Source organism: Alteromonas genovensis (genome assembly GCF_010500895.1).
Classification (GTDB): Bacteria; Pseudomonadota; Gammaproteobacteria; order Enterobacterales; family Alteromonadaceae; genus Alteromonas; species Alteromonas genovensis.
This window is the reverse complement of record NZ_JAAAWO010000010.1, coordinates 79819-93726: the sequence shown is the minus strand read 5'-3', so window position 1 is coordinate 93726 and position 13908 is coordinate 79819. Positions and strand designations below refer to the sequence as shown.

Genomic DNA, 13908 nt, shown 5'->3' with positions numbered 1-13908 from the left:
GTGCTTATCGAAGCGCACCCCTTACAAAAGCAGATCATGACAAAGCCAGCTCCTCGCAAAAGTACGCATAATCATCGAGCACTTTATATGCATATTCATTCGAGGCGGTGACCATGTCTTCACCTGCGTCTGGCAATAAATTACAGGCAGCGGTGGCAAATCGCGTGCTGCGACGGTCGCCACGGCAATGCGCCAGTGCTAATGTGTAGCCACAGAGCTCTGCAAAGTAGTTAAAGCCACCTTGATTTGCTTTTTTGCCCATGACGACATCTTCAGGTGAAATGCCAACTTTTGCATGATGGCGCGAACGGATGAGATAGTGCTTGTTGTCAAAAATCGCTTCGTCGAGGATAAGGTCTGGATTGCGCTGCATTCGGCGCTGGCTTCGTGCGGTTAAATGAGCAGGATTAAGCTGATTGACCGGGCAAAGGGATGCGAAGTGATGAAGCGGAGCAGCCTCACGCTGTTGTTTCACTTCTACAATATGACAATGGGAAAAACTCACCGAAGTATGTGGCTTTTTGGGACCGACTAAAAAATAGAAGCGGTCGAGGTTTACCGAGCCGGTTCCGGCATCCTCGCGGCGCACGATATCAACCACTGAGTCATCCATAAAAGGCGCAAAGGCGTTGTAGAGTTCAGAATATTCTTCGTTAGTTAGCGGAGTGAATTTTGCGCTGTTAGCCTTAAATGACAAGGTATCATTATTAAAGTCTACCGCCCGTGCAAGGGCACTTTTTGTTGTAAAAGCGCTGCCGTTAGCGCTTCTCAATACTGCCTTATCGTAAAGCTTGGCTAATTTTGTGGCTACTTTATCAGGTCGCCAGTTAACCGCTTCGTTAATCACGGCTTCATCTTCGGTCACTCTACGGCAGGTTTCGATGTAAGCGTTTAAAAAAGTATGTTGTGCGTTTATCACGTCGTTTTTGCTAATGACGGGTTTTGTTGTGTCAACGTCCTTATCCACATAGGCTCCACTCACAATACCTTCACAATGTATTTGAGACAGCGTAAATGACGTGAGCAACCGCATTATGTCCCAGTGCGCTCTGCCAACGCAGGCATCGTCAAAATCGTTGGGTGAAAAAATGACGGTATCACCGTGGGAGCCCTCTTCAGTAAGAAACCCAAAATTAGACAAGTGGCAATCACCCACAATACTTGTCAGAGGAATGGCATTAAGGTTGTCTGGCAGGCATATGACCCCATTATACACGTCGGAGTAAAATAGCTGTGCAGTACCGCGGAAGAAAACAAAAGGGCTTGAAGCCATTTTTATATGTTTTCCGATAGTCCTTGACGGTGTCGAACCATCAATTCTGGCAATGTCTTGGGCAATTCGCGAGTTTCGCATTAGACTACTCCGGTGTTATATCGCGTTGTTTTTAACCATATTTGATAAGTTTTAATCGTTCGATTCAATAAGTTGATTAGACGATTCACATTTACCAATTAGTGTTTTATAAATTAGCGCGCTATTCTTTGCATCAAGTTGAAGGGCACTTGAATTTAGCGAAACAAAAATTGCAAAACCAAGTGGTCATAAAAAACGTAAAGATTACTCTCGTATGCTACTGGCTTACGAATCTAATTTAAAAGCAATCTTTCTTAAAACATTCTTTCTTAAACCATAATGGAGAATTTAAACATGGCAATGATCAATACTGCTATTAAGCCTTTTAAAGCAACAGCATTTAAAGACGGCGAATTTATTGACGTAAGTAGTGAAGACATTAAAGGCAAATGGTCAGTATTCGTATTTTACCCAGCTGATTTCACGTTTGTATGCCCAACTGAGCTTGGTGATATCGCTGATAAGTACGAAGAGCTACAGTCTCGTGGTGTAGAAGTATTCTCAGTATCTACTGACACTCACTTCACTCACAAAGCATGGCACGATTCTTCAGACACAATCAACAAAATCAAATTTGCAATGATTGGTGACCCAACGGGCGAAATCACACGCAACTTCGATTGTATGCGTGAAACAATGGGCCTAGCTGACCGTGCAACGTTTGTTGTAGACCCAGAAGGTATTGTACAAGCAATGGAAATCACGTCTGAAGGCATTGGCCGTGACGCAGATGACCTAGTACGTAAAATCAAAGCTGCTCAGTACGTAGCGAACAACCCAGGCGAAGTATGTCCAGCAAAATGGAAAGAAGGCGAAGCAACACTAGCACCTTCACTTGACCTAGTTGGTAAAATCTAAGTACTGACGTAACTAGCGCGTTTTTTCAAAAACGCAATTAGTTGATAGGGAGTGAATTCTCGCTCCCTCTATTCAATTTTTATTTAACTTTCCAGTTTCCGCTTATAAGTTGACCATCAAAAATGGTTGGCGGGGATCGGCATGTCGAAAATAAGGCAGGACAACCGTGTTAACTAAAGAAATTTTACAAGCGTTGAAGGGTTATACCGAGACAATGCAAAAAGACGTAACCTTTGTCGTACAGACCGGTGAACACAGCAAGCGTGAAGAGCTTGTTGGCTTTCTGTCCGACATTGCAGGTATAAGCGATAAACTTAGCGTTGAAGAACGCGACACAAACGGCATACTTCGTAGCTCTGTAAGCTTTTTATTAGAAGCTGATGGCGAAGATACGGGGATAAGATTTTCAGGTATTCCGGGCGGTCATGAGTTTAACTCACTGATTCTAGCCATGCTGCATGCTTCAGGAACCGAATTAAAACTAGATGACAGCGTAGCGTCTATAGTTAAAGCAGTGAGCGAACCACTCAATTTTGAAGTGTTTATCAGCCTAAGCTGCCACAACTGCCCAGAAGTCGTTCAAGCGCTAAATCAGTTTGCGTTAATTAATCCAAACATTACGTCTGAGATGATAGATGGCGGTTTGTATCAGAACGTTATTGAAGAACGTGACATTCAGGGCGTACCAAGCGTTTACTTAAACGGCGAACTATTCGCTAACGGTAAAGTAGATGCTGCTGTGCTTATTAATAAGCTTATTGAACAAAACCCAAGTTTAAAAGACGCCAACAAAGGCGAATCAATGCCGTTACAAGACGTAACTGTTATTGGCGGTGGACCAGCTGGTGTGGCATCTGCTATCTACAGCGCTCGTAAAGGCTTAAAGGTATCGGTTATCGCAGAAACATTTGGCGGCCAAGTAAAAGATACCATGGGCATTGAGAATTTAATTTCAGTGTCGAAAACCACAGGCCCAGAGCTTGTAGGTAACTTGATGGAACACGTGCGCGATTATGACATTACTCTTAAAGAGCATGTGCGTGTTGATAACATCGAAAAAGGCAATATCAAAACAATTACGCTTTCTTCTGGCGAGCAAATTCGTACTCGTAGTCTTATTGTTGCCACCGGCGCTCGTTGGAGAGAACTAGGTGTGCCTGGTGAGAGAGAGAACGTCGGGAACGGCGTGGCATATTGCCCACACTGTGACGGTCCATTCTTTAAAGGAAAAGATGTTGCAGTGATTGGTGGCGGTAACTCAGGTATTGAGGCAGCCCTTGATTTAGCCGGTATTGTGAAATCGGTGACTGTTTTTGAATTCATGCCTGAATTAAAAGCAGACCAAGTATTGATTGATCAAGCAAACAAGCGTGACAACATTACCATTATCAAGAATGCGGCAACGCGTCAGATTTTAGCTGAAAATGGCAAAGTAAATGCTATCGAGTACCAAGATCGCAGTACCAACGAAGTGCACACGAAAGAATTAGTCGGTGTGTTTGTTCAAATTGGATTGGTACCGAATAGCCAATTTATGAAGGATACCGTTGAGCTTACTCAATACGGAGAAGTTGTTATTGACGGTAAATGTCATACTTCTGAGCCTGGCATATTCGCTGCCGGCGACGTGACAACAGTGCCTTATAAGCAAATTGTAATCTCGATGGGCGAGGGTGCTAAAGCGTCGCTAGCCGCTTTTGAATATTTGCTAAGTCATGAAGTAGCTGACACTGAAGAAACTAGCGAAAAAACTAGCGAAAAAGAAACAGAAGCTGCCTAACTAAACAGCGGCAGCAGTAACCAAAAACCGGATAAGTTTACTTATCCGGTTTTTTTATAGGCATTGTCTAGTCTAATTTAGGCACGGCTTTGGAACTTGCGTTCCTCAGTGTTCACTTTTATCCATTCGCCAGTGCTGATGTATTCAGGAACTTGCACGACAAGGCCAGTAGATAGGGTAGCTGGCTTGGTGCGCGAGGTTGCTGAAGCGCCCTTGATTGACGGGTCAGTTTCAACCACTTCTAGTTCTACGCTCATTGGTAAGTCGAGAGCAACAGGCACATCACTCACAATTAACACCTGAATAGACTCAGTCTTTTCATTAATGAACAAGGCTTCATCAGCAATACTCTCTTTGTTTAGGTGATAAGGCGTGTAGTCTTCGTTATCTAGAAAGACAAATTCGTCGCCGTCCATGTATGAAAACATCACCGGGCGGCGCACTAAATCAGCCATTTCTAACATGTCTGAGTCTTTAAATGTTTCGTCGAATTTAGCGCCGCTGACGACATCGTACATACGCATACGATATATGCTTCCGCCAGCGCGGCCCTGAGGTACTGAACGATCAATATCTCTTACAATACATGTTTTTCCACCGTAAACGATGGTGTGATTTTTTTTAATTTCACTTGCCTTTGGCATGGTCTTACCCTGTTATTAATGGCTTTATCTACGCGTAGCCATGTTAAGTTTCCCTACTATCTTCCGCTATTTTGCACGAATGAGGAAGTGGATTGTAGCTAAAGTTGTTGCTAAAAATTATAGTTTAAAGGAATTGGCGTTCATATTGTGGGCGATGGGGGTTAGCCGCACCGATACGGTTTTAATTACGCTTATTTCGTTTCCATGTACCGCCGTAAATATAATCACTACAAACAGATACCTCTAGCTGGCAAGTTTTACAGATAATATGCCACTCCCCCCTATAACTAACGCGATACTGAACGTCTGCTTCCACCTTGCAATTGTCACATTGTCGTGGCGGCCTTTCTCTTGTCTTTTTTCCCAATTATGCTTTCCTACCTACACTTTCCACCTAATACTTTCCTACTAGTACTTTCCAACAAAGAATCTCACCAACTCAATGGTTATCTATTTACGCTGACAAGCCCTAGATTTTCTTTGCCATAACAACGGCGATTGCTGAGCCTTTACCTACCATGTTACCCCATAATTTCATGGCACTCGTTGGGGCAGAGGTCATTGCATTGTACGCTTCGTCTCTGTGACTTTGCTCGTCTGACTGGCAACGTCTAAATTTTTCCAGCACATCAAAGGGCGTAGGTTCAACGCTCTCAAGCAGGCCGCACTGTTCTTCGTAGTGCTCATCAACGAAACACTCAACGCAATAGATGGTATAAAAAAACCAGTTACGCCCCAAAATCCTCGGAAGAAAACCGGTCATAAACCCAGCTACCATCCAAAGCAACAGCATATAGCTGCCTCGAAACGGGGGCATGTGGTTTTCAAATATATCGAGATGACTCTTTTCAGTGGCCAGGTGCTCAGAAGCAAACGAAGACATGTTATCGTCTCTCTTTTGCTTTTCATCCTCCTGTCCACTCAGTCTTGGCGGCGTTAGTTTAGCCCAAAGGCCTGCCACTATGCTCACTAAGAAATCGGCGGTAAGGGCGCCGCGGTAAATCCAAACTGCGCCAGTCTCGCCGGCGTGACTAGCTCGTAACTCTTTGTCTACTAGACTTATCCAATTGTTGGTCATCGCTTTGCTTATTATCGACATCACTTTTCCTCGTTAATAGGGGGCCAACAACCCATAGAAAGCCACGCATAGCGCAACTAGCTGTACCGTATTAATTAACACGGTAAGGCGGTGGTATATTTGGAATTTCTTTTCCTGTTGGTTATCGGTAGCGTGATTTGCCAGCGGCATAAGTATTTGACGGCTAACAATGAAGCCGAGTGTGACAGGCGCTATTAGCCAGGCCACTTGCCAATGGCTGCTTATAATTGCAGAAGCGGTAGCAAGTAAACTCAGTGCGCCAAAATACAAATAATAAAAGGGAAAAAAGGTGCGAATAAAAGGTCGGGCGACTTCGCTTGGGAGTTTTATAAAAATTAATGGCGCAAATAGAGCTTGGAAAGTCACCATGCCGCCAACGATAACCACAAGGCACCCACACAATAGAAGAAACATAAACACAGTACTCGTAATCAATGAGTAGTTAATACCGCTGTGGCTACAGTAAAAGATTGATACTTAACGAATTGTAATTTTTAAAAAGACGAGGCATAAAACTAGGTGCATACGCTAGACATTTAACTATTTGGTTTGCCCAAAAAGGACAGGGTCGCTGAAAAAGTGACCAGCAAAGGGCAACGTGCGCCAGAATCATAGGACCTAGGAAACATAAATCAGTACAGCATGACTTAATATAACTAAAATAAAGAGTTCATTTTTAAATAGAGTTGGTAAATTAATAAAAAAAACATGAGATTGCACCGTGGGCACTGCCATATTTCGTTTCCTTTTTCGATTCCTTTTAATAGCGCTTTTTCTTCTTTGTATATGCGCGGCCTATTTCTCTTTTTGGCCAGTACCCATTTCACCCGCATCTTGGCAGGCGCCAAAAGACAATGGCCTGGTTGAAAGTTTCAAGCAGAATGAAAAATTAAAGGCGCTTCGGCGCATACCAATGGCTGATGATTATGGCCCCGAGGACCTTGCAATAAGTGCAAGCGGTGTCATCGCTGTTTCGAGTCATTCTGGAAATATTCTTAGAAAGCGCCCCAGTGATACTCAGTTTGAGGTTTGGGTTAACACAGTAGGTCGTCCTCTTGGGATAGAGTACGATAGCGACGACAATCTATTGGTTGCTGATGCACACCGAGGCCTACTTAAGATTGATGTCGCTGGCACAGTTAGCGTATTGGTCGATAAAGTTGAGGATGGTGGCAAAGATACTGCAGTTGTTTTCGCCGACGATGTTGATATTGCCGATAATGGAATGGTCTACTTTACTGATGCGACATCCAAATTTGCTGCTCAAGATTACGGCGGAACGCTGAAGGCCAGTATGCTTGAGATAATGGAGCACAGGGGGAATGGGAGGCTTATCGAATATAACCCCGTTACTGGGGCTTCAACTGTTATAATGGATGCTCTTATTTTTGCCAATGGAGTCGCAATAAGTAACAACGGCGATAGTGTACTTGTGAATGAAACGGGAAAATACCGTGTATTACGCTATTGGCTAAAAGGCGTTAATAAAGGCAGGGTGACTGTGTTTATGGATAACCTACCAGGGTTTCCAGATAATATTAGTACCACCAAGGAAGGGGATTATTGGCTAGGCTTTGCCGCACCGCGCAGCAGCATGATTGATGAACTGTCTGCTAGTCCTTTCTTAAGAAAGGCCATAATGCGCATGCCCGCCGCGCTGCGTCCAAGTGCAGAGGCTCTCGGGCACGTGATAAAAGTGAGTTCAACAGGTGAGGTACTGCAAAGCCTTCAATCTGCCGAAGGGGGCTATGCGTTTACCACCGGTGCACTTCAAACGGCGGACGGGCTTTATATCTCAAGTTTAACAGAGCCCTCCATAGGTTTTATCCCTAGTGCAGAAATGCCATTTGAAGACAGTGAGTGACTCTTTTCAACACGCCCTCATTTTAAACGAGCAATGTCCTAATAATGTTCCAGCAATATTTCCGCCATATTTTAATTGTTTCATTAGCGTTTGTTTACAAAATTTTAAAGTAGATAAATGTTAAATTGCGGATGTGTGTGGCAATATCGATGTAGAGTTTATTATTTGATCAGTGCGCTGCGAACAGAAACACGTTTACTCAAAGCCATGTTTACGCAAAGCCACGTTTACATAGAGAGCTACGTTTACTCCACTGGTTGCTACAAGGAATATTTGTATGAAGGTAAGCAATTTTTCATCACTAAGAGAGCTCACGATAGCCGCTCTCGTGATTTCATCTGTCACTGCGTGCGGTGGTAGTGGTTCTTCTAACACCACACCTGAAGCCAGCGTCACTCCTCCTACTCCTCCTGTGTCAGAAACGCCAAGTGAACCTGACTGGCAGGCAGGCGTTTACGAGCCCGAATCAAATTTTATCAACCAGTGTGAATCGCCAAGAAGCGGTATCGATCCGTTTTCAGGTAATTCTTATCCTGATGAAGCTGGCACTGCAATGGATGAAAAGCTGTGGATGCGCTCATGGACTAACGATACATATCTTTGGTATGACGAAGTAGACGATAACGACCCTGCTAATTTTTCAATTGCCGCGTACTTTGATCAGCTCAAAACCACAGAGCTTACGCCTAGCGGTACTCCTAAAGACAATTTTCATTTCTCCCGCGCTACCGAGGAGTACAATACGTTAACGCAAACTGGGGTGTCATCGGGTTACGGGGTTGAGTGGGAGTTTGTCAGTTTGACTGCGCCTAGAGAGCTCATTGTGCAGTATACCGAACCAAATTCGCCTGCAGAGACTGCGGGCATACCCCGTGGTGCGTCGCTGAAAACCATCGACGGCGTAGATTTTGTTAATGCTAATACCCAGGCCGAGGTGGATGTGATAAACGCAGGGTTATTCCCCAGTGAAAGTGGCAACACCACCAACCTGACTTTTGAGCTTGTAGACGGTAGCGAGCTATCGGTGAGCGTTACTTCTGCTGACATTGAAGTATCGCCAGTTCAAAACGTCACTGTGCTTGAGACCAGCGCGGGCAAAATGGGATATTTTCAGTTCAATACCTTTATTCGTACAGCACAAGGCTCGCTGATAAACGCATTTGACCAATTTGTGAATGACAACGTTACCGAGCTTGTTATCGACCTTCGATATAACGGCGGTGGGTTACTTGCTTTAGCGTCTCAGCTTTCTTACATGGTGGCGGGCCCTAATCAAACTGACGGCGCTATTTTTGAGACGTTGCAGTTTAACGATAAATATCCAACAAGAAACCCGGTAACAGGCTCTACTATAAGTCCCACACCGTTTTACTCGACAGAAATAGATTACAATGCAGGCTTGCTCACTAATACGCTACTTCCAAGTTTATCGCTAACCACAGTTTATGTAATTACGACCGGTTCTACCTGTTCTGCCAGTGAAGCGGTGATTAACTCATTGCGCGGTGTGGATGTAGAAGTAGTGCAGATTGGTACACCCACGTGCGGAAAGCCTTATGGGTTTTATCCAACAGATAACTGCGGAACCACCTATTTCACTATTCAATTCCAAGGTGTGAATAACAAAGGGTTTGGTGATTTCGCCGATGGGTTTATTCCTAGCTCAACGCCCAACTTTGAATTCGAGTTACCAGGTTGCGATGTGCAAGATGACTTTACAAAACCACTTGGCGATGCCAGTGAAGGTATGCTGTCAGCGGCAATACAATATGCAGAATCTGGTGCATGCCCAGTGAGTACTGCATCTTCAACGTCGGCATCTTTAATATCTGGCTCACACTCTAATGCACCATCTAACAGCCAAGCAACTGGTCAAACTACTGCGAGCGAGTCGTCCCTAGCGATAAAGCCACCTCATACACAGCGAGATGAGTTGATACTGCACAATAAAATTAACGAGCCTATCCTTCGAGGCGACAACTAATGGCGTTTTTAAAGCGTAGAAGAGGCGCCTGTACACGTATTGCAAGCACTGCTAATACCTCAGCGGCATGGGCGCTAAGCAAAGAAAAGCGCAAAGAAAAACGCCTGTCAGCCTGTGTGTTGACGCTTGTTTTGACAGCGACAGTAGGGTGTACTTCCACAAAAGCTGATTCTCCTGAAATGGCCTTACTTGCGACATCACCTCAAACTGTGGCGACCTCAAGGGCTGAATTAGACAGCGTGGCTGTTATCGAAACGGCGATTGGTCAGTGGTTTGGCGGCATGGATATCACCCTTGCAGACAATGCGTTTACTGCGTCGTCTACCTTAAGTATCGAACGAAAGGGCGCAATGGATAAGCGAGGTTTGCCTCTTGACGGCAGGCACAGTAACCCTGCATTTGTGTTTACGTTGCTAAAACGCGGTGATGAGTGCTTTATTCGTAACGAACAGAATAATGAAGAGATGCTGCTTGACGGAGTTGATTGTGTGGCAGCGAAACGATAGTTCACCATAGTTATGATATGTGAATTGCGGTATACGCATTCTTAAAAACAAAAAGGGCCTTTTAGTTACTAAAAGGCCCTTTTTTAGTTTTTTTAAGCTTGTGATTAACACTGCTTTTTTTATTGCGCTCTCTTTCGTTTATTTAGACCGCGCTTATTTAGACCGCTGGGCTTTAGGTCTGTTTGACTTGTTGCCAACGTTTACAGCTTGGTTGCCGTTAAATCCGCCTTTGCCGCCGCTCCTATTTGAACCAGAGCTTTGCTCCTGACGGCCTCCTGATTTGGTATTCTGGGTGTTGCCTTTACCACCGCTCTTGCCATTGCTTTTACGCTGGAATGACGGAGGTAGGCCTGTGTGCTTCGTCAACGCTCGCTCACCTTTACGCCCACGTTGCGCTTTTTGACGCTTTTCATCGGCAGTTTCAGGTGGCACTAAGTGCTGAGGACCGCGACCAATAAGATCTTCTCTGCCCATATTGACCAACGCTTTACGAATTTGCGCAAAGTTTTTAGGGTCGTGATAACGAAGCATAGCTTTGTGCAGACGGCGATGAATTTCACCTTTTGCTGATGGTACTTCTTCACTGTCTTTTGTGACTTTACGAAGAGAGTTTACCTCTGTGTGGTACATGGTCGTTGCTGTGGCCATGGGCGAGGGGTAAAAGTTTTGCACTTGGTCTAGTTTAAACTTATTTTCTTTAAGCCATATAGCAAGACTAAGCATGTCTTCATCAGTGGTACCTGGATGAGAGGCAATAAAATACGGAATTAAGTACTGCTTTTTGCCTGCCTCTTCAGAATATTTATCAAATAGCTCTTTAAATCGATCGTAGGTGCCCATGCCAGGCTTCATCATTTTCGAAAGCGGGCCATCTTCTGTGTGTTCAGGGGCAATTTTTAAATAGCCACCCACGTGGTGTAAGGCCAACTCCTTAACATATTCAGGATCTTCAATGGCTAGGTCGTAACGAACGCCGGAAGCAATAAGAATTTTCTTTATTCCCGGTAAGTTACGCGCACGACGATAAAGGTCTATCGTCGGCTTATGATCGGTGTCCATGTGGGCACAAATACTGGGGTACACACAAGAAGGGCGACGACAGGTTGCTTCCGCTTTAGGGCTTTTACAGCGTAAGCGATACATGTTGGCTGTAGGGCCACCCAAATCAGAAATAACGCCGGTAAAGCCGGGTACAGTATCGCGAATTTGCTCTATCTCTCTGATGATAGAGTCTTCAGAACGGCTTTGAATAATACGGCCTTCGTGCTCGGTAATAGAACAAAACGTACAGCCACCGTAACAGCCTCGCATAATATTGATGCTGAAGCGGATCATGTCGTAAGCTGGAATTTTCGCATCACCATAAACCGGGTGAGGTATGCGCTGATACGGCAAATCAAACACAGCATCCATTTCTTCAGTTTCAAGGGGCATCGCTGGTGGATTTATCCAGATATGTCGGTCGCCATGACGCTGCATAAGTGCTCGTGCACAGCCCGGGTTTGTTTCTTGATGCAAAATCCGCGATGTGTGGGCGTAAAGCATTTTGTTATCTTTTACCGTTTCATAAGCAGGAAGCTTAACGTACACATTTTCCCAAGGCTTACGCTTTTCTTTTTCTTTTTGAGGTGGCTGAATAACAATGGGCGCTGCGTCTGGTGCTTCGCTACTTTTGCTGTCTTTTTCCTCAGAATCACATTCCGGCTCCATAATGTAGGGGCTTGGAATAGGGTCTATTTTGCCAGGACGGTCAAGGGATGTAGAGTCTACACCTTGCCACTCGGGCAACGCCTCTTTCACAATAATTGCGGTGCCACGAATATCGCGCATGTCCGCAATATTTTCACCAGCGGCTAAACGGTGCGTGACTTCAACCAATGGACGCTCTGCATTACCAAAGAAAAGCATATCGGCTTTTGAATCGAATAATACCGAACGGCGGACTTTTTCGCTCCAGTAATCGTAGTGAGCAATGCGGCGCAAACTGGCTTCAATACCGCCAGCAATAACAGGCACGCCCTTGAACGCTTCACGACAACGCTGTGCATACACCGTTACCGCTCTATCTGGACGCTTACCACCTACGTTGCCCGGCGTATAGGCATCGTCATGACGTAGCTTTTTGTCTGACGTGTAGCGGTTAATCATGGAGTCCATGTTGCCGGCAGTCACACCAAAATAGAGATTAGGTTTGCCAAGCTTCATAAAGTCGTCTTTGCTCTTCCAATCTGGTTGAGCAATGATGCCTACGCGAAAACCGTGGGCTTCTAATACGCGACCTATTACTGCCATACCAAAACTTGGGTGGTCTACATAGGCGTCGCCGGTCACCAAAATAACATCGCAGCTATCCCAACCTAATGCATCCATCTCCTCCTTTGACATAGGAAGAAACGGCGCTGTGCCGAGGCAGTGGGGCCAATATTTAGGGTAAGAAAACAGACTGCGGTCGGCTTTAATGGTGGCTTGCATAATGATCACATATAAAAAAACAAAGTTTGCCTGAAAAGCTTGGGCGTGTTGGCGCTAGGCAAATTTTCAGAAATGAACCGTAATTATAGCAGTGTTGCTGCGGTGGGGGTATAGCGCTGTCATTAAATAAGCGCCCTTTGTATACTTAAGGGAATGTGAATAATAAAAATGAAGATACCGCTATGGCTTATTGGTTGTTTAAAACTGAACCCGACGCTTTTTCTATTGATGATTTAGTACAACGGCCGAACCAAACTGAACCCTGGGATGGCGTGAGAAACTATCAAGCGAGAAACTTTCTTTGCGACAGTATAAAGGTTGGCGACTTAGTGTTTATTTATCACTCGAGTTGCAAAACGGTGGGTATCGCAGGAGTGGCCGAAGTTGTGAAAGGAGGCTATCCAGATGTTAGTCAATTCAACCCCGAGTCCAATTACTACGATATTAAGGCAACCACTGACAAGCCTAGGTGGTACTGCGTAGACGTAAAACATGTAGAGTCGTTTAACCGTGTGCTTCCTCTTTGTGAAATAAAAGCGATGCCAAATATTACAGAAATACCCTTGGTAACCAAAGGCGGGCGTTTATCGGTGATGCCAGTAACAGAAAATGAATGGCAGCAGCTATATGCTGCTGCCAAGTAGCGCGATAACTCGTCTATTGAGATCACAATGCTGACTCGGATTGTTAGCTCAGTATGCTAGACCCGCATTTGTCTTCGTGGGCTAGCTTACTATGCTGGCGCTTCAGTGTTTAAGGCTACTTTTTAGAAAGAGTAAATTTAGTGTCTGCTTCGCGAAGAATATACAGTGCAAAGCACGCGCCCCACATTGGCCAAGCGGCAAAAAAGAGCAGATGACTGAACGCATCAATATACTGCGGGAATGAGGACAGCGTTGAGCCACCGTGAAGTAAAAAGATAAGCCCATAGGTATATCGCTTAGCCACGCCGCCAAGAAAAGCAAAAACAAGCGCAAGCTGAAATAGGCCCATAATGTATACTGCCATTTCTGGCACACCGCCAATACCGTAGAACTTTTCAAAGATAGCCATGCCGTGGGCAGGGTTTACAAATTTGTCGAGTGTCCACACAAACATCACGATAAACACAGTGACGCGCAGTGCCAGTAACGCCCAAGGTAGTCGAGTAGTAATAACATCTGATTGTGCAGAAAGGTGTGAATGTGTAGCTGATTGACCCATAAAGGTCTCCAATTGGTTATGAGATAAATGTGATTAATAAAGAACGGGTTGGAGAATAAAAAATTTCAGAAAATAAAAAATGCGCTGAAATTTTTTTAATAACGTATCGGTCTTGTCACATAATATTAAAAAACGGAAACATAC

Annotated in this window: 12 protein-coding genes; 6 read left to right on the top strand and 6 right to left on the bottom strand. The window is 44.7% G+C overall.

What is annotated here, in order from left to right; genetic code table 11:
- Positions 1-34: 34 nt before the first annotated feature.
- Entirely contained in the window at positions 35-1354 is a 1320-nt protein-coding gene (locus GTQ48_RS13315) for a DUF2252 family protein (RefSeq protein ID WP_163107109.1), read from the bottom strand.
- A 300-nt stretch (positions 1355-1654) separates the two neighbouring features.
- Between GTQ48_RS13315 and ahpC the strand changes: the two genes are divergently transcribed.
- Positions 1655-2212, top strand: a complete 558-nt coding sequence (ahpC, locus tag GTQ48_RS13310; protein WP_438823436.1) for an alkyl hydroperoxide reductase subunit C — start codon at positions 1655-1657, stop codon at positions 2210-2212.
- A gap of 166 nt (positions 2213-2378) precedes the next feature.
- Positions 2379-3992: an alkyl hydroperoxide reductase subunit F gene (gene ahpF, locus GTQ48_RS13305; protein ID WP_163107107.1), complete on the top strand. Its 1614-nt coding sequence runs from the start codon at positions 2379-2381 to the stop codon at positions 3990-3992.
- A 77-nt stretch (positions 3993-4069) separates the two neighbouring features.
- On the opposite strand, the gene efpL is transcribed toward ahpF, so the two are convergent.
- From efpL to GTQ48_RS13290, 3 genes are all read right to left on the bottom strand, one after another.
- The gene (gene efpL, locus GTQ48_RS13300) at positions 4070-4636 is read right to left on the bottom strand and encodes an elongation factor P-like protein EfpL (protein WP_032096555.1); all 567 of its coding nucleotides are present in this window, start codon (positions 4634-4636) and stop codon (positions 4070-4072) included.
- A gap of 469 nt (positions 4637-5105) precedes the next feature.
- Positions 5106-5735, bottom strand: coding sequence for a demethoxyubiquinone hydroxylase family protein (locus tag GTQ48_RS13295; RefSeq protein WP_163107106.1), 630 nt, complete (start codon positions 5733-5735; stop codon positions 5106-5108).
- A gap of 12 nt (positions 5736-5747) precedes the next feature.
- Positions 5748-6149: a DUF4149 domain-containing protein gene (locus tag GTQ48_RS13290; protein ID WP_163107163.1), complete on the bottom strand. Its 402-nt coding sequence runs from the start codon at positions 6147-6149 to the stop codon at positions 5748-5750.
- A 319-nt stretch (positions 6150-6468) separates the two neighbouring features.
- Between GTQ48_RS13290 and GTQ48_RS13285 the strand changes: the two genes are divergently transcribed.
- The 3 genes from GTQ48_RS13285 to GTQ48_RS13275 all read left to right on the top strand — a co-directional run bounded on the left by GTQ48_RS13285 (position 6469) and on the right by GTQ48_RS13275 (position 10089).
- Positions 6469-7599: an SMP-30/gluconolactonase/LRE family protein gene (locus GTQ48_RS13285; protein ID WP_420837608.1), complete on the top strand. Its 1131-nt coding sequence runs from the start codon at positions 6469-6471 to the stop codon at positions 7597-7599.
- A gap of 277 nt (positions 7600-7876) precedes the next feature.
- Entirely contained in the window at positions 7877-9583 is a 1707-nt protein-coding gene (locus GTQ48_RS13280) for a S41 family peptidase (RefSeq protein ID WP_163107105.1), read from the top strand.
- Positions 9583-10089, top strand: a complete 507-nt coding sequence (locus tag GTQ48_RS13275; protein WP_163107104.1) for a hypothetical protein — start codon at positions 9583-9585, stop codon at positions 10087-10089. Before GTQ48_RS13280 ends, GTQ48_RS13275 begins: the two co-directional genes overlap by 1 nt.
- A gap of 153 nt (positions 10090-10242) precedes the next feature.
- Here GTQ48_RS13275 and GTQ48_RS13270 read toward each other — a convergent pair whose 3' ends face one another.
- The gene (locus GTQ48_RS13270; protein WP_203565230.1) at positions 10243-12561 is read right to left on the bottom strand and encodes a YgiQ family radical SAM protein; all 2319 of its coding nucleotides are present in this window, start codon (positions 12559-12561) and stop codon (positions 10243-10245) included.
- A gap of 182 nt (positions 12562-12743) precedes the next feature.
- On the opposite strand from GTQ48_RS13270, the gene GTQ48_RS13265 reads away from it, so the two are divergent.
- The gene (locus tag GTQ48_RS13265) at positions 12744-13205 is read left to right on the top strand and encodes an EVE domain-containing protein (protein WP_163107161.1); all 462 of its coding nucleotides are present in this window, start codon (positions 12744-12746) and stop codon (positions 13203-13205) included.
- A gap of 115 nt (positions 13206-13320) precedes the next feature.
- On the opposite strand, the gene GTQ48_RS13260 is transcribed toward GTQ48_RS13265, so the two are convergent.
- Entirely contained in the window at positions 13321-13764 is a 444-nt protein-coding gene (locus GTQ48_RS13260; RefSeq protein WP_032096550.1) for a hypothetical protein, read from the bottom strand.
- Positions 13765-13908: the final 144 nt, after the last annotated feature.

Excerpts from the sequence above, each read along its gene's own strand:
- GTQ48_RS13315 (WP_163107109.1), bottom strand. The coding sequence starts at position 1,354 with ATGCGAAACTCGCGAATTGCCCAAGACATTGCCAGAATTGATGGTTCG.
- ahpC (WP_438823436.1), top strand. The coding sequence starts at position 1,655 with ATGATCAATACTGCTATTAAGCCTTTTAAAGCAACAGCATTTAAAGAC.
- efpL (WP_032096555.1), bottom strand. The coding sequence starts at position 4,636 with ATGCCAAAGGCAAGTGAAATTAAAAAAAATCACACCATCGTTTACGGT.
- GTQ48_RS13295 (WP_163107106.1), bottom strand. The coding sequence starts at position 5,735 with ATGTCGATAATAAGCAAAGCGATGACCAACAATTGGATAAGTCTAGTA.
- GTQ48_RS13290 (WP_163107163.1), bottom strand. The coding sequence starts at position 6,149 with ATGTTTCTTCTATTGTGTGGGTGCCTTGTGGTTATCGTTGGCGGCATG.
- GTQ48_RS13280 (WP_163107105.1), top strand. The coding sequence starts at position 7,877 with ATGAAGGTAAGCAATTTTTCATCACTAAGAGAGCTCACGATAGCCGCT.
- GTQ48_RS13275 (WP_163107104.1), top strand. The coding sequence starts at position 9,583 with ATGGCGTTTTTAAAGCGTAGAAGAGGCGCCTGTACACGTATTGCAAGC.
- GTQ48_RS13270 (WP_203565230.1), bottom strand. The coding sequence starts at position 12,561 with ATGCAAGCCACCATTAAAGCCGACCGCAGTCTGTTTTCTTACCCTAAA.
- GTQ48_RS13265 (WP_163107161.1), top strand. The coding sequence starts at position 12,744 with ATGGCTTATTGGTTGTTTAAAACTGAACCCGACGCTTTTTCTATTGAT.
- GTQ48_RS13260 (WP_032096550.1), bottom strand. The coding sequence starts at position 13,764 with ATGGGTCAATCAGCTACACATTCACACCTTTCTGCACAATCAGATGTT.